This is a genomic window from Chitinophaga sp. HK235, assembly GCF_018255755.1.
Taxonomy (GTDB): Bacteria; Bacteroidota; Bacteroidia; order Chitinophagales; family Chitinophagaceae; genus Chitinophaga.
On the sequence record NZ_CP073766.1, the window covers coordinates 4,317,101 to 4,342,673 of the forward strand.

General features: G+C 48.8%; 19 protein-coding genes. 8 read left to right on the top strand and 11 right to left on the bottom strand.

What is annotated here, in order from left to right; translation table 11 throughout:
* The first annotated feature begins 176 nt into the window (after window positions 1–176).
* A complete protein-coding gene (locus KD145_RS15735) occupies window positions 177–1,769 on the top strand; it encodes an FMN-binding glutamate synthase family protein (RefSeq protein WP_211999805.1) in 1,593 nt (530 codons plus the stop codon).
* Between the two features lie 164 nt (window positions 1,770–1,933).
* On the opposite strand, the gene KD145_RS15740 is transcribed toward KD145_RS15735, so the two are convergent.
* The 7 genes from KD145_RS15740 to KD145_RS15770 form a co-directional block, all read right to left on the bottom strand.
* On the bottom strand, window positions 1,934–2,701 hold the full coding sequence (locus KD145_RS15740) for an amidohydrolase family protein (RefSeq protein ID WP_211999806.1): 768 nt from the start codon (window positions 2,699–2,701) through the stop codon (window positions 1,934–1,936).
* Between the two features lie 186 nt (window positions 2,702–2,887).
* A complete protein-coding gene (gene pgl, locus KD145_RS15745; RefSeq protein ID WP_211999807.1) occupies window positions 2,888–3,613 on the bottom strand; it encodes a 6-phosphogluconolactonase in 726 nt (241 codons plus the stop codon).
* 93 nt (window positions 3,614–3,706) lie between these two features.
* Window positions 3,707–5,212 (bottom strand): glucose-6-phosphate dehydrogenase, encoded by a 1,506-nt coding sequence (gene zwf, locus KD145_RS15750; RefSeq protein WP_211999808.1) that lies wholly within the window; start codon window positions 5,210–5,212, stop codon window positions 3,707–3,709.
* Window positions 5,213–5,233: 21 nt separating this feature from the next.
* Window positions 5,234–6,658 (bottom strand): NADP-dependent phosphogluconate dehydrogenase, encoded by a 1,425-nt coding sequence (gene gndA, locus KD145_RS15755; RefSeq protein WP_211999811.1) that lies wholly within the window; start codon window positions 6,656–6,658, stop codon window positions 5,234–5,236.
* A gap of 165 nt (window positions 6,659–6,823) precedes the next feature.
* Window positions 6,824–9,403: a phosphoenolpyruvate carboxylase gene (locus KD145_RS15760; RefSeq protein ID WP_211999812.1), complete on the bottom strand. Its 2,580-nt coding sequence runs from the start codon at window positions 9,401–9,403 to the stop codon at window positions 6,824–6,826.
* Between the two features lie 355 nt (window positions 9,404–9,758).
* A complete protein-coding gene (locus KD145_RS15765) occupies window positions 9,759–10,598 on the bottom strand; it encodes an energy transducer TonB (protein ID WP_211999813.1) in 840 nt (279 codons plus the stop codon).
* A 365-nt stretch (window positions 10,599–10,963) separates the two neighbouring features.
* A complete protein-coding gene (locus KD145_RS15770; RefSeq protein ID WP_211999814.1) occupies window positions 10,964–11,845 on the bottom strand; it encodes a hypothetical protein in 882 nt (293 codons plus the stop codon).
* A 576-nt stretch (window positions 11,846–12,421) separates the two neighbouring features.
* On the opposite strand from KD145_RS15770, the gene KD145_RS15775 reads away from it, so the two are divergent.
* The 6 genes from KD145_RS15775 to KD145_RS15800 all read left to right on the top strand — a co-directional run bounded on the left by KD145_RS15775 (window position 12,422) and on the right by KD145_RS15800 (window position 18,142).
* Complete coding sequence (locus tag KD145_RS15775; RefSeq protein ID WP_211999816.1) at window positions 12,422–13,252, top strand: YitT family protein; 831 nt, start codon at window positions 12,422–12,424, stop codon at window positions 13,250–13,252.
* Window positions 13,253–13,371: 119 nt separating this feature from the next.
* Window positions 13,372–14,493, top strand: a complete 1,122-nt coding sequence (locus tag KD145_RS15780) for an acyltransferase family protein (protein ID WP_211999817.1) — start codon at window positions 13,372–13,374, stop codon at window positions 14,491–14,493.
* Between the two features lie 59 nt (window positions 14,494–14,552).
* Window positions 14,553–15,338 (top strand): SDR family oxidoreductase, encoded by a 786-nt coding sequence (locus tag KD145_RS15785; RefSeq protein ID WP_211999818.1) that lies wholly within the window; start codon window positions 14,553–14,555, stop codon window positions 15,336–15,338.
* A 67-nt stretch (window positions 15,339–15,405) separates the two neighbouring features.
* Window positions 15,406–16,149, top strand: coding sequence for a (Fe-S)-binding protein (locus KD145_RS15790; protein ID WP_211999819.1), 744 nt, complete (start codon window positions 15,406–15,408; stop codon window positions 16,147–16,149).
* Window positions 16,150–16,158: 9 nt separating this feature from the next.
* Window positions 16,159–17,574 (top strand): lactate utilization protein B, encoded by a 1,416-nt coding sequence (locus tag KD145_RS15795; protein ID WP_211999820.1) that lies wholly within the window; start codon window positions 16,159–16,161, stop codon window positions 17,572–17,574.
* Window positions 17,555–18,142, top strand: coding sequence for an LUD domain-containing protein (locus KD145_RS15800; RefSeq protein ID WP_211999822.1), 588 nt, complete (start codon window positions 17,555–17,557; stop codon window positions 18,140–18,142). The genes KD145_RS15795 and KD145_RS15800 overlap by 20 nt, the downstream gene beginning before the upstream one ends.
* Before the next feature lie 3 nt (window positions 18,143–18,145).
* Here the strand turns inward: KD145_RS15800 and KD145_RS15805 are convergent, their stop codons facing one another.
* The gene (locus KD145_RS15805) at window positions 18,146–18,769 is read right to left on the bottom strand and encodes a hypothetical protein (RefSeq protein WP_211999824.1); all 624 of its coding nucleotides are present in this window, start codon (window positions 18,767–18,769) and stop codon (window positions 18,146–18,148) included.
* 288 nt (window positions 18,770–19,057) lie between these two features.
* On the opposite strand from KD145_RS15805, the gene KD145_RS15810 reads away from it, so the two are divergent.
* Window positions 19,058–19,801, top strand: coding sequence for a hypothetical protein (locus KD145_RS15810; RefSeq protein WP_211999826.1), 744 nt, complete (start codon window positions 19,058–19,060; stop codon window positions 19,799–19,801).
* 79 nt (window positions 19,802–19,880) lie between these two features.
* On the opposite strand, the gene KD145_RS15815 is transcribed toward KD145_RS15810, so the two are convergent.
* The 3 genes from KD145_RS15815 to KD145_RS15825 all read right to left on the bottom strand — a co-directional run bounded on the left by KD145_RS15815 (window position 19,881) and on the right by KD145_RS15825 (window position 25,354).
* The gene (locus tag KD145_RS15815; protein WP_211999827.1) at window positions 19,881–21,308 is read right to left on the bottom strand and encodes a SusD/RagB family nutrient-binding outer membrane lipoprotein; all 1,428 of its coding nucleotides are present in this window, start codon (window positions 21,306–21,308) and stop codon (window positions 19,881–19,883) included.
* 13 nt (window positions 21,309–21,321) lie between these two features.
* Window positions 21,322–24,504 (bottom strand): SusC/RagA family TonB-linked outer membrane protein, encoded by a 3,183-nt coding sequence (locus KD145_RS15820; protein ID WP_211999828.1) that lies wholly within the window; start codon window positions 24,502–24,504, stop codon window positions 21,322–21,324.
* Between the two features lie 460 nt (window positions 24,505–24,964).
* Window positions 24,965–25,354 carry a hypothetical protein gene (locus KD145_RS15825; RefSeq protein WP_211999829.1) on the bottom strand — a complete coding sequence of 130 codons (390 nt, stop codon included), beginning with the start codon at window positions 25,352–25,354 and terminating at the stop codon, window positions 24,965–24,967.
* Between the last annotated feature and the right edge of the window lie 219 nt (window positions 25,355–25,573).

The window sequence follows — 25,573 nt, forward strand, 5'->3', positions numbered from 1 at the left end:
CACCATCAATAGAATCCGTGTAATATAAAACGTATAATGCAAATATGCAAATAAGCGTATTCTGCGCCCCTGTTGGGAACAATACAAATTATTCCATTGTTAAGGAATACTGATGGTGGATACCTCCTGCGGATAATTTTTTTAACTTTAGTGATATAACGATTAAATGATTCATTATGGCAAAAGCGTTTATTGGATTTTCGATTACAAGCCTGTTTATCATTATCGGTCTTGGTATGTTTTTCCCTTGGGTTTACTGGTTGCTTATTCTTGTCTTGCCTGTTATTGTAATGGGCATACTGGATATGCGACAAACCAAACATGCCATTATCCGTAATTACCCGGTAGTAGGGCGAATGCGTTACTGGATGGAAGCCCTGCGGCCCAAGATCTATCAGTATTTTGTGGAGAGTGACATTGATGGAAGCCCGATTAACCGTGTAGACCGCTCCACCATCTACCAGCGTGCCAAAAGAGAACTGGACACCCAGCCTTTTGGTACTCAGTTCAACGTATATGCGGAAGGGTATGAATGGATGGCGCATTCCATTCAGCCACGTGATTTTGAATCCATGAACAAAGACCCGCGGGTAACCATTGGAGGAAAAGATTGTCTGCAGCCCTACGCTGCCAGCATCTTTAATGTGAGTGCCATGAGTTATGGCTCTCTTAGCTCCAATGCCGTAGAAGCCTTAAACGGCGGCGCGCAGATCGGCAACTTTGCCCATAACACCGGCGAAGGCGGTATCAGCGATTTCCATCTGAAACAAGGTGGCGATATTATCTGGCAGATTGGTACCGGTTATTTTGGCTGCCGCGATGAAGAAGGTAATTTCTCTGACGCTCTTTTTGCAGAAAAGACTGCCCTTCCCCAGATAAAAATGATCGAGCTGAAACTGTCACAGGGCGCCAAACCCGGCCATGGCGGCATTCTTCCGGCGGCTAAAAACACTCCTGAAATTGCAGCCATCCGCCATGTAAAACCTTATACTACCGTTTACTCCCCTCCTTACCATAAAGCGTTTAACAGTCCCCGTGAGATGATGCTGTTCATCAAACGCCTGCGCGACCTGAGCAAAGGCAAGCCGATAGGTTTTAAACTGTGTATCGGCCAGCAGCGGGAGTTTTATGCTATCTGTAAAGCGATGATGGAAACCGGCATCTACCCTGATTTCATCACAGTAGACGGTGGAGAAGGCGGTACCGGCGCAGCACCGCCGGAGTTCTCCAACTCTGTAGGCATGCCACTCATGGACGCACTGGCTTTTGTACACGACACACTAACGGGCTTCGATATACGTCATCAGATAAAGATCATCGCATCTGGGAAAATACTGACCGGCTTTCACCTGCTGCGTGCGCTGGCACTGGGAGCAGACACCTGCAACAGTGCCCGGGCCATGATGATGGCCATCGGCTGTATCCAGGCCCTGCAATGCAATACCAACAAATGTCCTACCGGCGTGGCCACACAGGACAAATGGCTGGCCGCGGGCCTTGTAGTGGACGACAAAAAACACAGAGTAGCCAACTACCACCGCGATACCATCGAGAGCGCAATAGAGCTGACAGCCGCCATCGGACTACCGGAACCACATCATATCACCCGACGCCATATTTTCCGCCGGGTGTTTATGAACCAGATACGCACCTTTGAAGATATCTACCCCAGCACTCCTGCCGGTTTCTTGCTGGACGGACAAATGCAGCTCACGATGAAAGAAGAGCTGCAGGCGATGACGATAGACAGCTGGGCTTCCCAGGGCTGAAGCCCTGGGCTAAAATAGATTTGGGACTTGGGGCACACAGATGAGGAGAAATTGCTGAAGCCCTGGGCTAAAATAGCTTTGGGGACTTGGGGTACGCACAGATGACGAAAAATTGATGAAGCCCTGGGACCCAAATAGCTCTGAACCAAAGCTAGCCCAGGGCTTTAGCCCTGGGAAATATGATACAAGGCACGGGCATTTTCGCGGCAGATCTTTTCTGCCAACGGTAACGGAAAATTTTTGGTGATCAGTTCCAGGTCGGCCATGGCAAAGGACTTTGGCGCTCTCGTAGCAGGTAGGTCTGTTCCAAATACCAGGGCAGCCGGATTGATGGCAGTGATCTGTCGCATGGCGGTGAGCACATCAAAATCACAGCGGCTAAAACCGGTAGCTTTTACAATAGCACCTTTTTCCACCAGCGGCAGCAGGTATTTGAATCCAGCCTTGGACAGGCCAAGATGATCGATCACTATTTTGGGCAATTTGTGCAGGGTGGTGGATATTCCGGGCAGTTGTCTGGAATCGATATACAGTTCCACATGCCATTTTACCAGGTCATATACTCTTTTTCCCAGTTTTTCCAGGTGTTGAATACTTTCAGACCCTCCGCGCTGCACATTAAAGCGTACGGCGCGCACGCCGGCTTGGTGCAGGGACATAATTTCCTCGTCTGTGGTATCTGCCGGTATCTGGGTAACGCCGGCAAAGCCAGGGCCCAGCGCATGAAGAGCTGCCAGCAGGTATTGCTGGTCAAATCCCTGGAAAGATCCCGATACCACAGCACCACCGGTAACGTTCAGGTGTAATGCCGCTACACGCTCACGGTAATCAGCAACGGTAAAGGGAGCAGGTACGTATCCCTGGTTGGGGGCCACTGGATACTGAGGATCAATAATATGCAGGTGTGCATCAAAAATGGGCTTATCAAACATATGCTATCGCTTATAAGACACAAGCTACAAAAAAGGACTGTGATTTTAACTGATGTAAATTGATAGCCCTGATATATCTAACAAAATACATCAGGGCCATCGGTATATATCATCAAAAAATCATCAATACTTCGCTCCTATCAAAAAATACATCAGGAGCATCAGCATCATCACAAAAAATCTCCGTTACAGTTCCATGGCGGAAGCTGCGGCTTCATCTACAAACCAGTGCAGTTCACCATCCTGTGGTCTGATCAGCTGTGAAGGGAATTTATCTGCGTCAAAGGTACCTTCAATAACACTTTTCAGCGTCATAGCTTTATTGGCACCTGTGGTCAGGAACAGCACACAGGCAGCCTCGTTGACTACCGGTGCGGTGAGGGTAATGCGGTACATATCCTGTGCTGCCAGGAAAAAAGCTTTCACCCAGGCATCTTCTTCGTGTACTACGGGTGTGCCGGGGAAAAGGGACAGCGTATGTCCGTCGTCTCCCATTCCCAGTAATACCAGGTCGAAGGTGAAGTCTTCATCTTTAAAATACGTCTTCAGTATTTTCTCATATTCGGCGGCTGCCTGCTCGGGTTCAATATCAGTGCGCATCACGTGGATATTGTCCGGGTTTACCGGTACTTTGTCCAGCAACACATCAAAAGCCATGCGTGCGTTGTTACGCTCATCTTCAAAAGGGACAGCACGTTCATCGCCCCAGAAGAAATGTATTTTTTCCCAGGGGATGATTTGTTGATAGGGTTCTTTGGCCAGCAATGCATACAACTGTTTGGGAGTATTACCGCCGGACAGTACAAAGGTGAATTGTTCCTGGTCCTGTAACACTTCCTGTATGTAGTTGCTAATCCAGGCGGCTACGTTGTCGCTGAGCTGGGCCGGATCTTTGGCGATATGTAATTCCATAGTATGTTGGTGTTTCCGTTAAAGACAGAAAGCAGCAAAGAGAAAAGTGAACACCTTTTGCGTCTTTGCTGCTTTGTTATTTTACAGGATAAATTATTTAGAAGGTAAATTAATCCATGTATGACCATCTCTGGCGATGAGTGCGTCCGCATCGTCGGGGCCCCATGAATCGGGGGCGTAGTTCGGGAAGTCCTGCGGTGTGCGGTTTTCCCATGTTTCCAGGATAGGCATGATCACTTTCCAGGCGGCATCTACCTGGTCGCCGCGCATGAACAGGGTAGCATCTCCTTCCATTACGTCGAGCAGCAGTGTTTCGTATGCTTCCGGAGCGTGTTCACCGTTGGCGTCTTCGTAGTTAAAGGTCATGTCTACCGGGTCCAGGGTCATGGTCTGACCGGCACGTTTGGCCTGGAAGCGGATACGGATATCCATTTCCGGCTGAATGCTGATGGTGAGCCTGTTGGGGCGCCATGTCTGGGCAGCTTCCTGCGGGAAGGCGTAGTGTGGAGCTTCCTTAAACTGCAGGATGATGTTGGTAGCTTTCTGGTTCATGTATTTGCCAGTACGCACGTAGATGGGTACACCCTGCCAGCGCCAGTTGTCGATATAGAATTTCACAGCAGCATAGGTTTCCACGTTGGATTTGGGCTCTACGCCCTTTTCTTCGCGGTAGCCTACTACTTTCTCTCCTTTCTTCCATCCGGAAGCATATTGTCCGCGTACGGCGTATTCATGCACTTTATCAGGCGTAATACGGCGGATGGCGTTGAGCACGTCCACTTTTTTGTTGCGGATTTCGTTGGCATCGAAGGAAACAGGTGCTTCCATACCTACCATACAAAGGATCTGCAGGATATGGTTTTGTACCATATCGCGCAGGGCACCGGCTCTTTCGTAGTAACCGCCACGGCCTTCGAGGCCTACGCTTTCAGCGGCCGTGATCTGGATATTTTCGATGAAATTGCGGTTCCATACCGGCTCGAAGAGCGCGTTGGCAAAGCGGAACGCCAGGATATTCTGGACAGTTTCCTTACCCAGGTAGTGGTCTATACGGTAGATCTGTTCTTCTGTAAATTTCTTTGCCAGCAGCTCATTCAGCTCATGTGCACTTTTCAGGTCGTGGCCGAAAGGTTTTTCGATCACGATGCGGGTGCAATGTTTATCACTGCAGAGGTTGAGATTACCCAGGCAGGTAACGATGTTGGGCACCAGTTGCGGCGCTACGGCCAGATAAAAGATCACGTTGGGATGTACGCCCCATTCCTCTTCCTTCTGCTTTACGTAGTCGGTGATTTTGGAATAGGCTTCCGCATTTTCAGCGTCCATCTGGAGATAGGTCACATGCTGACTGAAATCTTTCCAGTGACCATTTTGTTCACCTTTCCGGCGGGAAAATTTCATGATGCCGTCGAGCAGGTGGGTATTATAATCTTCGTTAGTGTAAGGACTGCGGCCCAGGCCTGCGATAGCAAATTGCTCGGGCATCCAATCATCTAAAAAAAGATTGTATAACGCAGGTGATAATTTCCGGTAGTTTAAATCGCCGCTGCCTCCAAAAATAAAGAGGATGGAAGCAGGAGGGCGTTTATGGATCTGCATATATTAAATTAAGAATGAAATTTATTTGTTGTTACGCTGCCATTCGGTATGGAATGTTCCGGGCAAGTCTATACGTTGATAGGTATGTGCTCCGAAGTAGTCGCGTTGAGCCTGTATCAGGTTGGTAGCCATTCTGCCGGTACGGAAAGCGTCGAAGTAAGACAGTGCGGACATAAAGCCAGCAGCCTGAATACCGGTTTGTGCTGCCTGTGCCACCACACTGCGGGTGTTGGCTTCTACAGACTGTACCAGCGCAGCTACGCCCTTGTCGAGCAGGATATTGCCCAGGTAGGCGTCTTGCTGGTAGGCCTGAGAGAACACTTCCAGGAGGGTGGAACGGATGATACAACCGCCTCTCCACACTTTTACCACTTCCGGCAGCGGAATTTCCATCTGCAGGTCGCGGGAAGCTTCGTGCAACATGGCCAGTCCCTGTGCATAACTCAGGATGGTAGCGAAATACAGCGCATCGTGCACCTGTTTGATCCACATCTCTTTGTTTTCGTGGATAGCAGGGTCCGGAGCGGGGTATAATTTTTCGGCTGCCAGTCGCTGATCTTTGTAACCGGAAAGGGTGCGCATAGCCACCGCTGTATCGATTACCGGTACTGCCACCGGCAGTTCCATTGCATCCTGGGAAGTCCATTTGCCAGTACCTTTTGAACCGGCTTTATCAGAGATCACATCTACCAGGCGGGCTTCTGTTTTATCATCCTGCTGTTTGAAAATGTCGGCAGTGATTTCTACCAGGAAAGATTGTAAAGCGCCATTGTTCCACTCATTAAATACTTCATGCAGCTCGTCGTTGTTCAGTCCGGCGCCTTTCTGCAACAAAGCATAACTTTCGCTGATCAGTTGCATGATAGCATACTCGATGCCATTGTGCACCATTTTCACGTAGTGGCCGGCACCTTCTTTACCCAGGTATGCCACACAAGGGGTACCGTTTACTTTAGCAGCAATTGCTTCCAGCATGGGTTTTACCTTGCCATAAGCTTCGAGGTCACCACCCGGCATAATACTGGGGCCGGTGCGAGCGCCCTGCTCACCACCGGAAACGCCCATCCCCATAAAGTGGATGCCTTTTTCACGGAGGTATTGTACACGGCGCAGTGTATCTGTATAATGGGAGTTTCCTCCATCTATCACCACATCACCCTGCTCCAGCAGCGGTATGAGGGAAGCAATCACATCATCTACCGGCTGACCCGCAGGTACCAGCATCATCAGCTTGCGCGGACGTTCCAGCAGTTGTACCATTGTAGCCAGCTCTGCAACTCCTTTAACAGTTGTTCCCGGTGTAGCGGCAGATTCCAGCGCAGCATTCTTAGCAGCGTCCTTATCAAAGCCGATCACGGAAAAGCCATGATCCGCCATGTTGAGTAACAGGTTCCGGCCCATTACCCCCAGGCCAATCATTCCAAAGTCATATAAGCTGTTTGCCATATTGAAGTGTAGTTATACTAATAGGAGATGTAAAAGTAGGTAAGAATTGGGAATTCTGCTCACCAATTATGATTTCCTATGTAGAAGAAGACCTTAGCAGAGACATGCTCTGCTAAGGTCTTCACTGTTATCTTATTGTTATAATACTATTAAGCAACTGAGGCATCAGGCCGAATTCCTGCCGGCATTGATAATGCCAAAAGAACAGCGCATGATCAGTTTCTCATACGTTTCCCTACCATGGCTGTTGTTGGAATCAGCATCCAGTTCCCGCAAACGGGTAAGGGCATATTGCTGTGTGGTAAGCAAAGGCAATACAATCCTTTCCCGCATCTGAATAGACAGCTGGTCTATCGGACTGGCTTCCATCAGCTCAGCTTCACCCGTAAGGCGGAGCAGGTATTTTTTGGTCAGCTCAAATTCGTCATAAATCATCTGCCATACTTCACCATACTGCGGATGTTTGGCCAGGTAAGCGGTGAGCGGGAAATAACTCTTCTTCATCGCCATTTCACAGTTGTCCAGCAGGGTCCTGAAAAACAGAGAGTGCTGGTACAGGTGTTCCACTTCGTTCCACTTGCCCAGGTCATACAACTGTTTGAGGGCGCTGCCCACACCGTAATAGCCAGGCACATTCTGCTTCAGCTGACTCCAGGCCCCTACATAAGGTACGGCCCGCAGATCATTGAGATTGAGTTTGGCACTGGCGTGGCGCTTACTGGGACGGCTGCCGATATTGGCTTCTGCGTAATAACGGAGCGGACTGGCGTGGTCCAGGTATTCCAGAAAATAAGGATGATTTTTCAGTTTGTTATATGACGCATAACCGGCGTCGGCAAGTGATTGCAGCAGATCTTCCTCCTCCGCCGTAAGCGTCACTTCCCGGGAAGAGAACAGTTCATTGGTAATACCGGCATGTATCAGCTGTTCCATATTAAACTGAGCAGCGTCTATGGTGCCGAAGTTGGAACTGATGGTCTGTCCCTGAATGGTCTGCTGTATTTCCTCGTTGGCAATATTGCGGCCCATAGAAGCGTAGAACTGGTGCGTTTTTCCGCCGCCACGTGCAGGAGGGCCTCCCCTGCCATCGAAAAAGACCACATCAACCCCGTATTCCTTGGAGATGCGGGTGAGCTCTTCTTTGGCTTTATAGATGCTCCAGTTGGCCATCAGGTAACCACCATCTTTGGTACCATCAGAGAAACCAAGCATAATGGTTTGCTGACTGTGACGACGACGCAGATGCTCACGGTATTCAGGGTTTTCGTACAGTTCCTTCATCACCTGGCCTGCATGATGCAGGTCATCGATCGTTTCAAACAGCGGTACAATGTCGATGGTCATTGTTTCTTTCTGCCATCCGCTGAGCAGGAACATGCCAAACACTTCCATCACATTCAGCACGCTGGTAGTGTGACTGATAATATAACGGTGGCAACCTTCTTCTCCATTAGCCTCCTGAATCTGTTTGATAGCGGCGATGGTCTTCAGGCTGTCCTGATGCAATGGATTCTCCAGCAGCTGCGGATCTACGGCAGCTTTGATATTCGCCAGGGCATTGATTTTCGACAGATCATCGAGCGCAGTGTAGTTTTGGGGCAGCGCATCCGTTTTTCCTGCGATGGCATTCAGCAGCTCCACATGCACGGAGCTGTCCTGGCGCACGTCGAGGGATGCGAAATACAACCCGAAGATCTCCACTTTGCTGATCAGGTTGTCTACCAGGTGAACGAACAGGCCGTTATGCTGTTCTATAATCGTATTTCGTATATCCGTCAGCGTATCCAGAATGATCTGGCGGCTGATATCCGCCTTATGGCCGGCAGTAAAGAGGTTGCGTGACAACCTGGCTTCCAGCGCTGCCACCACGTTTTCCACACCTTTGAAAGTAAGGCGGCGCTTCAGGGTACGTACTTCCCTGAAATAACATTTCATGATGGAAGCACGGAGGGCAGCAGCTACTTCCAGGGTGGTAGCGGCATTCACGAAAGGGTTGCCATCGCGGTCACCGCCGGGCCAGAAGCCCATGCGGATAACGGGATTATTGCTGGTGACAGCTCCGGGGAACTGCGCTCTCAGGAATGAGAGGATGCGGCCACCGGCGCGGTAAAATATATTTTCGAGAAACCATACCAGGCTGATAGCTTCATCATATGGTGTAGGTTTTTCTTTTTTGAAGAAAGGTGTTTTACCCAGCTGTTGCAGGTACATATTCACCTCTGAGGTGTTTTCTTCTACCAGTGCGCGGGCCAGGTCGTTGATGATACCCAGCACTTCACCGGGATAAAACTGGGTGGGGTGAGCTGTGAGTACCAGCCTTATACAAAAGTGCTCCAGCTTTTCCTTGAGTTTGTCCTGTGCCTGCTCCTGTAGCACCTCAGACTGCAGATGGCGAAGGGTACCGGCGCCCTGCAGGTCGCGGATATAGCGGAAGGCGGCGTCTTCCAGCGCGTCGAACAGCACCACCTGTCTTTCCGCATACTGTACAAACCGGAACAACAGATCGGTCCGCTGTTGTTCATCGCGGTAGGTGGTGTATTGCTCAAAGAAAGAGTCCATGATGGTTTGGGGGCTGTTTCCGCGGGCATATCCTTCTTCACAATGCAGGAGAAAGAGGGATAAAAAGATTCCTGTCTTCTCTACCCGATGAAAGGGCAATGAGGTGAAGAGGCTGTTATACAGCTGGAACTTGGTACCAACAAGGTTTTTAAACTGTTGCAGCGAGTTGTTAACCGGCGCTTCCATACTAAAAATCCATTTATAGTGCTGAAGAAGAGAACTAAGCGGCCGTTAAATTAATAATTATTTTGTTTAGTTGTTTATTTATTAAACGCTTTATTTTTTGATTATTATTTTACATAAAAGATAAATGTTTGAATATTTTCTAATAAGAATGTAAAAAAAAATCCCGGCTGCAAAAAGCAAACCGGGATGCATAGGTATTAGAACTGGCGGAAAGAGATGACAGGACATAAAACTCCCTGTACAATCTGTCGATTGAATTTTTTTTTTAAAAGATCAACGATAAATAATCAGTGAAAAAGGTAGAGAAGTGGAAAGGGAAGTATATGTATTCAGGTTAAATGGATGCAGGCCGGCATTATTGATTTTCCAGGGAGAAGCGGATCGGCAGGTTGTACAGTACGTTCACAGTTCGGCCATTCTGTTTACCGGCCTTCCAGTTGGGCATTTTATTGACAACCCTTACTGCTTCTTCTTCCAGCCCGCCACCTTTAGCTGCACCTACTGTTTTTACCTGAGAGATAGTGCCGTCTTTGCTCACCACAAACTGCACGTATACAGGGCCCTGTATACCGTTCTCCACGGCCATATTCGGATAGCGGAGATTCTTTTGCAGATATTTACGCAGCGCCTCTTCTCCACCAGGGAACTCCGGCATGATTTCAACGAAAGTCAGTGTTTCTTCTCTCTCAGGTGCTACGGGAGCAGTCACTACGCCTGGTGTGCCTGCAGATACATCTGCTAAACCATCTGCCACACCATTCAGGTCACCTTCGGTATTCTGCAGCCCTACTGTTTTATTACCGATATCACTGATTTTGGGTGGCTCATCTTCAGGACTTACCTGATCATTGGGCACCACTTTCAGGCTGGCAAAATCAATGGTTGGTGCAGCAGCGGGAGGCGGTGTAGCCTGCACTGGCGGCGGAATTACCGGATCTGGCTCCGGTTGATCGATTTGTGTAAGGGTGGTGGTTTTGTCGAGAAACACCGGTTTGTTGATGTTGTCTTTAGCGCTTAATGTATTATTCAATACATAGCCACCTACCATCACCAATACGATGGAAGCTGTACCCATTACGGCATTGCGTACACGGCGGTCGTAACGGCTGCGTAATGCATAGGCCCCATAATCTTTGTTCCTACCATCGAAGAGGATGTCGAGGAAATCATTCCCCTGGATTTTAGCTGAGTCCATGGTAATTTGTTTTTTAACTAGATGAGGCAGGAAAATATTTTCCATAACAAAATGGAAAAATATTTTTTCGGGGATATATAAAAGAGAAGCCCCGGCTCGAGACCGGGACTTGCTGGCACTGGGAGCCTTACCTGGAAACAGGTGGTTCCTTCATGATAAATTAGGCTTTCCGAAAAAAGTATAAGCGTTTACGTTAGCAGGTAGTCATTCATTTATTTCCTGTGTGTTCAAAACAGGAGTTGCCATAGGATAAAAATAATATCGTCATAGCAGTTCTCCGGCTGTCGAGGCAACTACCCCACAACACCCACCAGTATTGCCGTGGATAGCGCCCCTTATGACCGGAGTATATATAGCTTCCGTTGTTATTTTGTTGCGACAGCATTAGCCGGATGAGCGGTCAGGAACCCGAAGTGATGCAGTTGTGTCTGTCCTTCCCGTTGTATATACTGTACCCAGGATGCGATCACCGGTTGTGTTTTCTCCAGTGAGCGGTCGTAGCTCAGCACCACCTCTTCTATCGGGATACCCGGTGGCGGTGCGGTTTCCAGCCGATTGATCAATACATCCAGGTTAGTATAGAAATTTTCTTCCTGCTCTAAGCGCCCGTTGTTGTTGAGGTCGAGCGGAATAACGGCAATATCATGAACGGGTTTCCGGTTGCGCAGATCGTAGATAAAACCGGGGTTATTAAAGGATACTGCGGCGGGATCTTCCTGTACTGCTTTCAGCAGCTGCTGGTCATCGCCGGGCACCTGTTTTCCTTTTATATCTTCAAAAGCAGCACCATAAAAGGCTGCGAAAGTAACCGGTGCACAGGATTTTTCCAGCCGGTTGTATACGACTACCTGTTCAACGGCAGCATCTTTTTGTTCCCGTTTAAAATACAATTCCTTCAAATGCTCTACTGTCAATGATTTTCCGGCATGTGTACTGCGGATATTGGTAACAGGTAACAGTGCATAACGGGCAACTGCTACATACTGATATTGTTCTTTATGTTGCGGGATACGCTGCGCAGTAATATGTATCACTGCCTGCGCTGCGGCTGGATCTCTGGGAGACACCAGGCGAAATACTGTTCCGGGGTGGGTTTGCTGGAAATCGTCGATCCAATCCTGTACCAGCGGAAAAGTAAAACGTGTACCCGTCACAGTTATAGTATCTTGATTAGTGGCAGCTTTTGCAGTGTTGGCAAGGGTTATTACTAAAAGAGCTGTCAGCAGGAAATGAGCATGAGTTTTCATGGCAAACAATTTTGTGTGAACGATATGCCGGGGAGGCGCGGGTAGGTATGATACTGAAAAATTTACCACCAATAAATTTGCAGCATACCTTTCCCGCAAGCCCGACCAGGCATTCTATTTACAGCTTACAGAACGCAAGACTTCAGTGTCAGCAACTACTGCTACAACAGCAGTGCAGCACAACGATGTAACGGGAACAGGTATTGTTTACCTTTGCTGATATCAACGCTTGGGAACGTAGTCCACAGTCCTGAGTATGCCGGTTCATAGTGTATCGTTTTACACAATTGTTCAATAATGGCGGCTGCTCTTTGCTGGTGGATCAAAAGATGCCGGGAGTATTGCCTTATTTCTCCCTGTTGTGGTTGTAAACTTATTAGTCTACTGATTTGGTAGACAAATATACATCGAGTTTTATTAATTACAAATAATTTTTGTGTTTTTTTTCATACATGGATATTCGTTTGTAAAAGACGGTCCTATTTCCGGCCCCCGATTATTAACTTTCGGGAAAGTCCTTTACGTAAGCGTCTTTGAGCTCCATCATTTGCATAAAAAATAAGCTATTTTTGCCCCATGAAATCACATGTGAAGAATATCCTGCTGCTCATTATCGGTGCGCTGATATTTGCCGTAGGCATTAATTATCTGGCCATCCCCAACAAGCTCTCTGAAGGCGGGGTAATTGGTATCACCATCGTTACCTATTATTATTTCGGCTGGTCTCCGGGTATCACCAACCTCATCATTAACGTGTTCCTGATCATAGCAGGGTACAAACTGCTGGACAAGCGGGGGATGTTGTATACGATCCTGGGTATTATTTTTTGTTCGTTGTTCCTTTATATCACGGAAAACCATCTCACACCGGTAACTTCCAACCCCTTGCTGGCAGCCATTTTCGCCGGCTTACTGGTAGGCATTGGCATAGGACTCGTATTCCTGTCAGGCGGCACTACCGGCGGCTCAGCCATTGTAGCAAGGATGTGCAATAAATACCTGGGCTGGACCCTGGGCAACGCTATGCTGATATTTGATATCGTCGTGATTGCTGCTTCTTCCTTTATCATCGGCCTGGAAAAAACCATGTATACCTTTATCGCTGTATACATTGGTGCCAGAACAGTAGATTATATAGTAGACGGTCTTAACACCAAACGGGCCATTACCATCATCTCCCAGCATACCCCACTCATCGCACAAAAGATCACCGGCGAAATGGGACGTGGTGCAACCGTACTGCATGGACATGGTGCCTACACCGGCGACAGAAAAGAAATATTGTATGTTGTTATCGGCAAACAAGAGCTGATGCACCTCAAATCCCTTGTACAGGAAGCTGATCCCGAAGCATTTGTGGTTATCCACGAAGTACATGAAGTACTGGGCCGGGGCTTCTCGATGTAAAAAATTTCCAACTCTTTTTTCCCCGTATTTGGATTTTGAAAAAGAGATGTCTATATTGTAGACACTCAAATGCGGCCCATTTCCTTACCATCTTATCAACCAACTTAATACGGGGAAAAATGACACAAAGCTCCCAACGCTTTTTACCGCTGGATGTATTCCGCGGCATGACAGTCTGTTTCATGATCATTGTTAATACCGGCGGCACAGGGGGTACTTACTGGCCGCTGGATCATGCCCCCTGGCACGGCTGGACACCCACAGACCTGGTATTCCCTTCCTTCCTTTTTGCTGTAGGCAATGCCATGAGTTTCAGCATGAAAAAATATGAACAGCTGGGCAACGCAGCTGTGCTCGGTAAAATCTTTAAACGCACCCTTATCATTTTTCTGCTCGGTTACCTGATGTACTGGTTTCCCTTTGTGGAGCATACCAGCACGGGACTGAGCTTCAAACCCTTCAGCCATACCCGTATCCTGGGCGTATTACAACGTATAGCCCTCTGTTATGGTATTGCCTCCCTGCTGATTCATTATCTTCCTAAAAAAGGCGTGTGGACGGTCAGCGCCCTGTTCCTCTTCGGCTACTGGGCCATCCTGTGGTTTGCCGGTACACCCGGCGACCAGTACGGCATCCACGGCAATGCCGGCATCGCACTTGATAAGCTAGTAATGGGCGACAATCATATGTATCATGGAGAAGGTTTTGCCTTTGATCCGGAAGGTATCCTCAGCACCTTCCCTGCTGTGGTGAATGTAGTAGCCGGTTATTATGCAGGCCTGTTTGTACAGCAGCAGGGCCGCACCCAGTCCGGCCTGCTACGGATGATAGCCACCGGCGCCGTGCTGATAGCCCTCGCCTACGCATGGAACACGGTATTCCCCATCAACAAAAAACTGTGGACCAGCTCCTATGTGCTGCTCACGGTGGGCATCGACCTGATACTTTTATCCCTGCTCATTTTACTGATCGATATTGCCGGCTTAACCAAAGGCACCGGCTTTTTCACCATATTCGGCAAAAACCCACTGTTCCTATACCTATTGTCAGAAGTGCTCGCTATCCTGATGTACTTCTTCCGGATAGGTAACCAATCATTGTATCAATGGATCAATGATCAGATTTTTCAGCCCTTGTCTCCCGGTAAATTCGGCTCTCTGCTGTTCTCACTGGCGTTTATGCTGCTGTGTTGGACAGTAGGTCTGATACTGGATAAGCGGAAGATCTATGTAAGGGTATAACAGATAAAGCGGATTATCATTTTATTGGGATATTTGATATTCCAATAAAATGATAATCTATGAACCTATCCTTAAAAGATAAAACCGCACTGGTGTGCGGCAGTTCACAAGGCCTCGGCCTTGCCACCGCCATAGAGCTGGCTTCCCTGGGCGCCACCTGCATCCTCACGGCCCGGAACGAAGAAAAACTAAAAACCGCTGTAGCACAACTCTCTGCTGAAGCCGGACAAGCCCACCGGTATATCGTATCCGACTTCTCAGACCTGGACGAAGTAAAGGAGCTGGCTGCCGACCTCGCTCTCGAAGGCCTGGTACATATCCTGATCAACAATACCGGCGGCCCTTCCGCAGGCCCTATCCTGGAAGCCTCCACAGACGCCTTTACAAATGCTTTCTCCCAGCACCTGCTCTGCAACCAGGTACTGGCGCAGGCGTTGGTGCCAGGCATGATCCAGGCCGGCTATGGTCGTATCATCAATATTATATCTACATCCGTAAAGGCACCGCTGAAAAATCTCGGTGTGTCCAATACTACCCGCTGGGCTGTTGCCGCCTGGGCCAAAACGCTGGCCACAGAACTGGCTCCTCATGGCATTACAGTCAATAATGTATTGCCCGGGTCTACCCGCACCGCCAGGCTGGAAAGTCTGTTCAGCAGCAGTGCCGCTGCCCGTAACGTCTCTCCTGAAACGATCGCAGCCGAATGGCTGGCAGACATACCCATGAAACGTTTTGGCGAAGCCCAGGAAGTAGCCGCCATGGCCGCTTTTCTGGCTACACCCGCAGCCGCCTACGTGACAGGCACCAGTATAGCAGTAGACGGAGGAAAAACACCAGTCTCCTGATTTTCCGGTCAACCAACACAGCGACTTGGCTGTTATGCATAAGTATATCATGCAAATAGTCCTGCGTATGAAAGTTGGTTTGTTTATTCCCTGCTATGTTGACGCTATCTATCCGGAAGCCGGTATCGCCACACTGGAGCTGCTGGAACGTTTTGGCCTGGAAGTGGTATATCCGCTGAACCAGACCTGTTGTGGCCAACCTATGGCCAATGAAGGTGACCAGCAGCATTCGGCCGCCGCTGAGCAACTGTTTATCGAAAACTTCCGGGAGTTTGAATATATCATCGGTCCTGCCGGCAGCTGTGTGAAACACGTAAGGCATCACCTGGATGCGATCCCGCAGGAACCCGACGTACTGCATGTACGGCAACGCACCTACGAACTGGTAGAATTTCTTCACGATATACTACAGGTAGAAAGTTTCCCCTGGGCTTATTTCCGCAATAAGGTAGGGTTGCATAACAGTTGCAGCTCCATCCGCGGCCTGAGCATAGCCCTGCCCTCCGAAATCATGGGTACTCCTTTCAACAAAACCGCCCGGCTGCTGCAGATGGTAGAAGGCCTGGAACTGGTACCCATGGACCGTCCTGACGAATGCTGTGGTTTTGGCGGCACCTTCTGTGTGACAGATGAAGCGGTAAGCGCCAGTATGGGCCTGGATAAAGTCCATGATTACGTCCGGCATGATGCTGAATTTATTGTGTCTCCTGACATGTCCTGTCTGATGCACCAGCAGGGTATTGCCCGCAAAGCCGGTATACGCATAAAATTCCTGCATGTGGCACAGGTACTCAATGGTGGTCCTTTTTAATATTTTTTTATGGGAGAAGAAAAAAAAGTAGATGTAGCCGCCAACGCCGCCGCCTTCCTCGAACAGGACGAGGTACATGAGCCCATGCACGATAAAAACCTGTGGGCTGCCCGCATGCACCGGGACGCCGCTGCCAGAGCGGTGCCCGAATGGGAAGCCCTGCGCGGGATCGCCTCACAGATAAAGGAACATACCCTCACCCACCTCCCACATTACCTGCGTGAATTTGAAAGCAATGCCCTGAAACGGGGCGCTAAAGTATACTGGGCCAGAGATGCCGCAGAACATAACCAGCATGTATGGGACATCCTGCAAGAGAAAAACATCCGTGCTGTCATCAAAAGCAAATCCATGCTGCAGGAAGAATGTGGCATGACCGCCTTTCTGGAGCAATGGGGCATTACCGTTACAGAGTCTGACCTGGGCGAACGGATACAGCAACTGGACAACCAGCCACCCAGCCATATTGTAATGCCTGCCATTCACAAAACACCGGAAGATGTAGCACAGCTGTTTGCCCGCAGCATCGGCACAGACCCCGGTAATACCGATCCGCATTATCTGACAGAAGCCATGCGTAACGATGCGCGGAAAAGGTTTCTGGAAGCCGGTGCCGGGATGACAGGCGCCAATTTCGCCATTGCGGAAACAGGCAGTTTTGTGGTTTGTACCAACGAAGGCAATGCTGATATAGGCGCTGCCGTACCTCCTGTACATATCGCCAGCATCGGTATAGAAAAGCTGCTGCCTAAAGTGAGCGATCTGGGCATCTTCATCCGGATGTTGTCGCGTAGCGCACTGGGGACGCTGGCCACACAATATACTTCTCATTTCAGCGGTCCCCGCCGTGGCGGCGAGCTGCATATCATTCTGACAGACAACGGGCGCAGCCGGCGGCTGGGCATGCCCGACTTCTGGACATCGCTAAAATGTATCCGTTGTGGCGCCTGCATGAACACCTGTCCGGTATACCGCCGTAGTGGCGGGTTAGCTTATGGTGCTACCTATTCCGGGCCTATCGGCATTATCCTCGACCCGACCTTCGATGAGTCCAGATATAGTGAATTACCGTACCATTCCTCGTTGTGCGGCTCCTGCACAGAGGTATGCCCTGTTAAGATTGACATCAGCGACCAGATATTAAAATGGCGCAAAGTGATGGCTGCCAAAAAATATCTGCCTGTCAGCAGGCGGCTGGCCTTTGGTGCCGCCGGCAGGATCTTCGAACATCCTCAATTGTTCCGCAGCGCCGAAAGCATGGCCAGCGGAGCGTTACGTTTCACGCCTCATTTCCTTCTGTACAACAAGGTACTGAATCCGTGGGGGCGTCACCGTGAGTTACCCCATTTCGCCGGACAAACATTCCGGGAGTGGTATTTACAATACAGAGCCAAAAACAACGATCATGGAGAACAACACACGTAGCCACGTACTGGCAGCTGTAGAAAGCCAGCTGCCGCTTAACCGTATCGCCTACCCGGCCATTCCCGCTTTCCCCAAAACAGAGACCGATCTGCTGGCAGCATTCGAACAACGTGTAGCCGACGCCGGTGGCCAAATTTTCAGGCCCGCAGATGCAGTGGCCGCACAAGCCTTGCTGGCATCCCAGTACCCCGGTGCCAGCGTGATCTGCTCCGTAACCCCGGAGATAAAAGGCAATCGCGACATTCATGCCGTGCAGAACCCGCATGAGCTGGCAGATGTGGATGTAGCGGTGATCCGGGCCCGGTTTGGCGTAGCAGAAAACGGAATGGTATGGCTTACCCAGGAAGACCTGGAAGTAAACGCACTGGGCTTTTTATCACAGCATCTGGTGATCCTGCTGTCTCCCCAGTCTATCGTATGCGACATGTACGATGCCTACCTGCGGGTACACCTGGAAGATACGGCCTATGGCTGTTTTATGATGGGGCCTTCCGCTACCGCAGATATCGGAGCTGTGTTGGTACATGGAGCACAAGGGGCCAGAAGCCTGAGTGTTTATCTGTTGTAATACTTAACAGGGGATAAAATAAACGATCCGTACCAGTATACCATTTTCAAAGAAAAACCGTACACTGCTATCACTCTCTTTCACATCCGCGTCCCGCAGGGTGATCATATCCGTATAACCTTCATTCTCCGCCTGGCGCACGGCTTTGGGGAAACGTTTCTTCATATCGGCCCAGGTAGTATTGTGGCTAAAAGTAATGCCTTCATAGGAAACCGTTTGCGCGGGTGTAAGCCTGAATTCATCGCAGGCCAGGGAGTCTTTATAAAGTTCAAAACGGGAACCGTTTTTATAGAAGTATTCAAATTCTTCTTCAAACTGGGCATCGCAGATATAAGTCCAGTCAGGTGTTACAAGACTATCCGCCTCTCCAAACGCAGCTTTAAAACGCGACAGGCTGGTATGTAACGGCACTTTATTATTGATCATCACCCTGGAGAGCTGAATCCCTTCTATCTCATCCCAGGCAATATCTTCATGCGCTTTAAGTACTGAATCCTCTTCTTCCAGTGATGTTACCACAGATTCGGATGGAGCAGGAACAGCAGAGGTTTCGTCATCGGCCGTATTGTTGTTATTACTGCAGGCAGTGGCACCTATGAGCCATAAAGCTAAAAATACTCTGTACATATCATTCCCCGTTTTCGACTACCTATCTATCGTTGAAGGCAGGCTAAAATTAAAAACTTTCTCTATTATATGTAAAATTTCTACATGTATATTTTAAAATTTTTTCATAATTTTCCATTGGATATCCTCTCCGAAAAAGTCAGGCCATGCTTTCAGGAAACCCGTGCCATTTATCGACAAAGCATATGAGAGAAAAATCAGGGGAGATCTATAACCACGTGCTGTCACTTTGTTTTCCTTAAAATAAATCCCAAAATAAATACCACTTTAATCAAACCCATCCCCTTTATGCAAGACATACACAACGAAGTAAAACGGCTGCGCCGCCAAATGAATTTTTTCCGCTTATACGCTATTATCTCATCTGTTTTGATATTCGCGTTTATCAGCTATGGTTTTCGGAGAACAGAACAACCTGATATTATCAAAAGTCTGCGCGCTGAAAAGATTGATATTGTAGAACCAGACGGAACTGTTAAACTTTCACTCTTCAACAAAGGTCACCTGCCTACTGGTGTTGTTAATGGGAGAAAGCTACCCCGCCAGGGCGGAGATGAGTCAGGACTGATGTTTTACAATACAGAAGGAGAAGAATGCGGCGGCCTGACCTATTCAGGGAAGGGTGAAAACGGCAAGGGCCAGAACGAATTAAGCCTGACATTCGACAAATACAAGCAAGACCAGCAGGTATCACTAACTTACACTCAACGTGAGAATGGAAACCATACAAAGGGATTGACGATTTCCGAACGCCCTGATTTTTCCCTCGATAAAACAATGGCTATCATCGACTCTGTTCGTAATCATGTAAAAGATGCACAGGAACAAAGCAGGGTAATGGAAAAATTATATAAAGAAGGAGTGTTTGGATACCACCGTATGTTTGCTGGTCAACAGGGACGACGGACTGGCGTCTTTGTGAATGATGATAAGGGTAGGGTGCGCCTTGAGATGATCGTTAATGAAAAGAATGAACCGGAGATACTGTTTTATGATGAAAAAGGAGCAGTGCATAAGAAGATCACTTATTAAGAAAGCAGGATTGCTCCAAATATATAACCCAGGGCTGAAGCCCTGGGCTATGTATTTATTTTATGGCAAACAGGATTTATCAGTACATATCAAACCATAATTTGGTGGTCAGCAGATCAGCGCCCTGCCTCGCTACGGCAGCTTTGTAATTGGTTCCGTTCAGCGCCTGTTCGCTCGAGGGATACTTAAAACGCAGGGGCATATTGCCATTCAGGGCACCTGCATAGGCAGCCTTCAACTGAGGATAATCCAGCCTTCTCCATTCTGCAAAAGCTTCCAGGCCCTCACCGAAAAGTGCCAGCCATTTCTGTTCCCCAATAGACTTTTTGAAATTGGTTGCATCATAAGCTACTGCCGGCTGTAGCAGATAGGCAGCTGCTGCGGTGGAAGACAGCCCATACTGAGCAAAGGAAGCTGTCACCGCCTGATTGTACAGATCGGCCGCATTACCATTGGTGAGGCCACGCTGTGCGGCTTCTGCCAGGATAAACAGCTGTTCTGCATAACTGAACAACACCGCCGGCGCCATGGTAGCCGTAAATACAGCACCGGCATCCGACGTTTTGCTGAAGCCCAGGCGAGCAGCAGAATCACTGGGCAGTCCGTTGGTCACCCCAATGATCACGTTGGTATCTTTGGGTACGGTAGCGTATATGGGTAACCGTGGGTCATTGAGCGCTTTGAGTTTATCTACTATTGTTTTGCTGATGCGGTAGTCGTTGCGGGTTTCGCGGTTGCGCCCTACAGGGTTCTGGTTGGGAGAAGCCTGGTAAATCAGCTTTACATCAACACCCTGGGGCAGCAGCACATTACCGCCGGCAGCTACCTCATCAAATACCGCTTTAGCCGTATTGAAATCGCGGTCGGCAATACGTAATGCGATACGCAGCCGAAGCCCGTTGGCAAACTGTTTCCAGGTATTCATGTTACCTCCCAGCAGGATGTCTCCATTGATAGCATTACCGGTGGTGGTAATGGTGGTCACCGCGTCTTTCAGTTCTGCCAGCAGCCCGTTGTACACAACTTTCTGGCTGTCGTATACGGGTGTAAGGTATTGCTCGATTTTACCGGCTTGTTTATAAGGAATATCACCATAGAGATCTGTGAGCTGCTGGAAGATCCAGGAGCGCATGATCACCGCTGCGGCTTTGTAGTTGGGGTTATGCAGACTATCTCCCAGCTGGGCCAGGGTGGTGAAGTCTTCGATGCCCTGCGCGTAAAAATTACTCCATACGGTTTGGGTACCAGTGGCACCGGCAATGTAGCGGTCTGCATCGGTATACTGGATTTTAGCCCAGTACTGGATATAGAGCAAACTACCGTCCATAGCGGCATCGGGGCCCCAATAGGTATCTACGTTTGCTTTAATACCGTTGCTCAGGAGATAGTCCGGTTGCACGGTAGTTGGTTCATTCGGGTTTTTGTTGATCCGCTCCAGCTCCTTCCGGCAGGAAGCCAGCAGGATGATGGCGAACAACATATAACAAGGTATCAACAACTTTTTCATATCCGGTGCTTAATTAAAATGAAACATTCAGGTTAATGCCAATGCTGCGGGTAGTCGGTATCTGCAAGGTTTCCAGCCCCTGGCCGTTGCCGGTGTTAAAGGCGGTCTCCGGGTCGATATTGGGCACATGCTTCTGCAGATATCCCAGGTTTCTGGCTACCAGCGCAACGTTTACGGCTTGCAGCTTCCACCGGCTTGTCAGTGATTTAGGCAAAGTATATCCCAGTTTGATTTCACGCAGTTTGATAAAGGAAGCATCATACACACTGCTTTCATTCAGACTGCTATTATAAACAGCTTTGTAATAATCTTCTGCACCCAATACCACCGTGTTCTTTTTTCCATCTGCCGCATAGCCGTCGAAGATGATACCATCGTGGTGCACTTCAGCGCCATTGGGAGCTGCAGCAGTGTGTGATGGCAACTGTATATTCTGCTGGCCGCTGCGGTAATAAGGCAAACCACCATGTTCTTCATCTCTGCCAGGCAGTGTGGTAGCCAGTACGCCGGTGTAATTGCCGGTGTAGTTGGTACCGGAGTAGATAGAGCCTCCTTGTTTGGTATCAATCAGGAAACCAAGGCTGAAACCTTTAAAGCTGAAGGTGTTATAAATGCCTCCGGTCCAGTTGGGTGTATAATAACCCAGTACTTTTTTGTTGGGATCGATGGCTGGTGTACCATCCGCATTAACGATGATTCTGTTTTGCGCATCCCGCTGAAATCCGGTACCGTACAGGGCGCCATAACGTTTACCTTTGCTGGCCAGCACCTGCATGTTACCGGTACTTCCCAGCACATAGTTATTAAGAAAACCTTCTTTATCCAGTTCCACTACTTCGCTCACGTTGCGGGCATAGTTGATGTTCAGGTCCCAGCGGAAACCGGAGCGTGTAGACATCGGCGTTAGTCCCAACATTGCTTCCACGCCTTTATTGCTGATTTCACCGGCATTCATCAGTTTCTTCAGGTAACCGGTGGTAGGACTTACATCAGCCAACAGTATCTGGTTGCGGCTATTGGAGTGATAGTAAGTGAGATCCAGCCGGATACGGTTGTTGAGGAAAGCAGCCTCCACACCGGCTTCTGTAGAAGTGGTGATTTCCGGTCTGAGGTCTTTTTTCAGAAATTTATCGGACACGGTCAGCAAAGGATTTGGTCCAAAAGGCTGATTGAATGGATAGGTATTGATCAGCTGATAAGGATCTGTGTCTTTACCTACCTGTGCCCATCCGCCGCGTATTTTGAGCAGTGTCAGCACTTTACTTTGCAGGTGCAGTGCTTCGGACAATACAAGGCTACCGTTGACAGACGGATAGAAGTAAGCATTATTTTCCACCGGTAATGTAGAAGACCAATCGTTTCGGGCGGTTACGTTCACAAACGCATAATTGCGATATCCCAGCTGTGCGGAGCCGAAGGTGCTGTACACTTTTTGTTTGGAGAAATAGCTGGTGGAGAGGAGCGGATCGCGGGAGTTATTGAGCGTATACACATCTTTCACAGCCAGTTTGGGCGCCTGCTGGTAGTTTTGTTCGAACTGGTTGGTGCGGATGTTTCCACCTGCCAATACATCGAGGTCGAAGTCACTGCCCAGTTTTTTCTTAGCGTTGAGGGTAAACTCTCCGTTTGTTTCACCTACGGTGTAAGCATCTTCAGTATAGGAACCGAAGGGTGTTCCGTTGGTATAATAGGCAACTTTGTATTTTCTTCTGTCCTGGTAATAGTCTGTACCGATACGAAGGTTGGCTGTTAACCAGTTGTTGATTTCGTAAGAGAGACGGGCATTACCAAAGAAACGGTTGCGCAGCTGCCCTACTGTATTTTCGTTCTGTATCCAGTAAGGGTTGCTATAGTAGCTGTGGTTCCAGTTGTAGTCGGTACCATCCGGATTTTTATAGTCTTTCAGTCGGGATACATCTACCTGGCGGCCAAACCAGATGAACTGGAGGGTAACGCTGTTGCCTCTTCTACCATCTACACCGGGCAGGTTATCGGCGCTGGTGCGGATATAGTTGGCATAGGTGCTGAGGGTGAGTTTGGGTGTAATACGGAAGGTATTGCTGGCCGTGAAGGTGTTGCGGGTGATGCCGGTATTAGGCAGAATGCCGGCCTGTTTGGTATTATTATAGGAAAAGCGGTAATCGATTTTATCGGTACTGCCGCCTACAGCCAGGCCGTTGTTCAGCGTATAGCCGGTCACGTAAAAGTCCTTTACGTTGTTGGGATGTGCTACAAAGGGCACTGCTTCTCCGTTGGAGAAAAACTGCGGGATGAGGCGACCATCCATTTTAGGGCCCCAGCTTTCATCTGTGCCGTCGTTGAGGCCACCGCCTTTACCATCTTTATAGGAAAATTGTCCACCGGCACCCTGACCATAAACGTTCTGGAAGTCGGGTAATATCAGTACACGTTCGAAGGTAGCGTTGGAGTTGACAGTCACGCCCAGTCCGCCTTTGGTGTCTTTACCGGTTTTAGTTTTGATGAGAATCACGCCGCTGGAGGCGCGGGAGCCATAGAGGGCGGCAGCGTTGGGGCCTTTGAGTACGCTGATGGACGCGATATCATCCGGATTAACGTCAGATATGGCGTTGGCGAAATCGCGGCCGGTGCCGATGCCCAGCTGGCTGTTGTCTACGGGGATACCGTCGAGGATGAACAGGGGCTGGTTGTTGCCGGCGATAGAGGTTTCACCGCGGATAACGATACGGGAAGAGCCGAGGTTACCCTGGCTGTTGGTCACCTGCACGCCTGCAATTTTTCCGGACAAAGCGTTGACCAGGTTGGTTTCCCGGGCTTCGGCGATATCTTTTGATTTCAGCTCCTGCACGGCGTAACCAATTGATTTTTTCTCGCGGGAGATGCCGAGTGCCGTCACCACTACTTCCTGTAGTTTGCTGTCGGTATTTTCCAGTGCTATGTTGATAACATGACTGTTGTTGATGGCGATCACGGTTGTTTGAAAACCGATGGAAGAGATTTGCAGGGTGTCAGTGGTATTGGCGCTGATGGTGTATTTACCGTCTGCATCCGCCTGTGTTCCACGGCCTGAACCTTTTACTCTGATAACAGCGCCGGGTATACGCTGAGCATCGCTGCGGGAGGTCACTACACCGCTTACCCGGATTTCCTGGGCAATACCTTGCTGCAGCCACAATAATGCGGGCAGCAGGCATAGAAGCCTTTGTAAGTACTTCATTCCTGAATATTGATTTAAAGCTGTTGTGGTCGTTGGCGGATAATTATGGATCTTCCGTTTACTACCGATTTGGTTTTGGTCTTTTCAGTTGGTGTATGATCGCAGATATCTACCGCAAAAATAGTTCACAATTATTAATCCACAAAATTTATAGACTAACAGAACTAAGATAAATGCTGATGTTTTATGATTCTCCTGATGAGCGGAGATGAAAGTGGGGATAAGAGCGAAGACCAGGCAGATAAAGAAAGATGAAATGGAGCGGGATGGTGCCAGGGCTCAACAAGATGTTGATGGTAATTTTTACCGGCTCCTGAAAAACGGAAGCCCCGCCGCAAACAGCAACGGGGCTTCCAGCATTGGGTTGCAGGCACCTTTAAAAATCATCCTTAAGCAAAAACAAATATGCATTTCGCATATCAGGAGAATCATAAAACATCAACACTCATCACAGTTACGGTTACTTACCGATAAGTTTTTGCAGCTCCGACTTGCAGGCATCAATATTTTCGGCAATGAGTTTATCATCGCAGACAGTGCCTTTGTATTTGATGGTAATTTTGTTTTTCCGGAGTACGATCTGGTAGTATTCCGGCGCATCGGGAGAGTTTTCCCAGGTGGTGATACCTTTTTCATCGATACCGCCGGCGACTTTGTCTTCAATAAGATCATGTACTTTTTTTCGCAGGCCGTCAGGGAATTCGAAGGCGGTTTCATGTTTGACCAGGCAACTGGTGTCTGCTACAGGTTGGTAATGGATTTTCGCGGAAGCGTACTGAGGACCGGCAGCGAGCAGTAGTAGCACGATGGATGCCAGCAACAGTAAAGGAAATTTGTTGGTGTTTTTCATGGCAAGAGAAATTAATATAACGATGGAAAAGAGGTAATAACAAGTCCGTAATAATTCAGGTCTCAGATTTTGGTATGTTGGCCGATTTAACTCATTATTAAAATACTCGATTTAAGGCAGATCACAAAATAAAGTATTGGGTAGCCTTATAAAAGACCGGCGGCCTGCTCACTGGTAGCAGGCCGCCGGGCATCGGATAACGGGCAGGGATATACTATA

What these genes read in the sequence shown, in the direction of transcription:
- KD145_RS15735 (WP_211999805.1), top strand. Translation starts at nt 177, where the DNA reads ATGGCAAAAGCGTTTATTGGATTTTCGATTACAAGCCTGTTTATCATT.
- KD145_RS15765 (WP_211999813.1), bottom strand. Translation starts at nt 10,598, where the DNA reads ATGGACTCAGCTAAAATCCAGGGGAATGATTTCCTCGACATCCTCTTC.
- pgl (WP_211999807.1), bottom strand. Translation starts at nt 3,613, where the DNA reads ATGGAATTACATATCGCCAAAGATCCGGCCCAGCTCAGCGACAACGTA.
- KD145_RS15815 (WP_211999827.1), bottom strand. Translation starts at nt 21,308, where the DNA reads ATGAAAAAGTTGTTGATACCTTGTTATATGTTGTTCGCCATCATCCTG.
- KD145_RS15785 (WP_211999818.1), top strand. Translation starts at nt 14,553, where the DNA reads ATGAACCTATCCTTAAAAGATAAAACCGCACTGGTGTGCGGCAGTTCA.
- KD145_RS15780 (WP_211999817.1), top strand. Translation starts at nt 13,372, where the DNA reads ATGACACAAAGCTCCCAACGCTTTTTACCGCTGGATGTATTCCGCGGC.
- KD145_RS15800 (WP_211999822.1), top strand. Translation starts at nt 17,555, where the DNA reads ATGGAGAACAACACACGTAGCCACGTACTGGCAGCTGTAGAAAGCCAG.
- KD145_RS15760 (WP_211999812.1), bottom strand. Translation starts at nt 9,403, where the DNA reads ATGGAAGCGCCGGTTAACAACTCGCTGCAACAGTTTAAAAACCTTGTT.
- KD145_RS15770 (WP_211999814.1), bottom strand. Translation starts at nt 11,845, where the DNA reads ATGAAAACTCATGCTCATTTCCTGCTGACAGCTCTTTTAGTAATAACC.
- KD145_RS15790 (WP_211999819.1), top strand. Translation starts at nt 15,406, where the DNA reads ATGAAAGTTGGTTTGTTTATTCCCTGCTATGTTGACGCTATCTATCCG.
- KD145_RS15820 (WP_211999828.1), bottom strand. Translation starts at nt 24,504, where the DNA reads ATGAAGTACTTACAAAGGCTTCTATGCCTGCTGCCCGCATTATTGTGG.
- KD145_RS15740 (WP_211999806.1), bottom strand. Translation starts at nt 2,701, where the DNA reads ATGTTTGATAAGCCCATTTTTGATGCACACCTGCATATTATTGATCCT.
- KD145_RS15810 (WP_211999826.1), top strand. Translation starts at nt 19,058, where the DNA reads ATGCAAGACATACACAACGAAGTAAAACGGCTGCGCCGCCAAATGAAT.
- gndA (WP_211999811.1), bottom strand. Translation starts at nt 6,658, where the DNA reads ATGGCAAACAGCTTATATGACTTTGGAATGATTGGCCTGGGGGTAATG.
- KD145_RS15825 (WP_211999829.1), bottom strand. Translation starts at nt 25,354, where the DNA reads ATGAAAAACACCAACAAATTTCCTTTACTGTTGCTGGCATCCATCGTG.
- zwf (WP_211999808.1), bottom strand. Translation starts at nt 5,212, where the DNA reads ATGCAGATCCATAAACGCCCTCCTGCTTCCATCCTCTTTATTTTTGGA.
- KD145_RS15795 (WP_211999820.1), top strand. Translation starts at nt 16,159, where the DNA reads ATGGGAGAAGAAAAAAAAGTAGATGTAGCCGCCAACGCCGCCGCCTTC.
- KD145_RS15805 (WP_211999824.1), bottom strand. Translation starts at nt 18,769, where the DNA reads ATGTACAGAGTATTTTTAGCTTTATGGCTCATAGGTGCCACTGCCTGC.
- KD145_RS15775 (WP_211999816.1), top strand. Translation starts at nt 12,422, where the DNA reads ATGAAATCACATGTGAAGAATATCCTGCTGCTCATTATCGGTGCGCTG.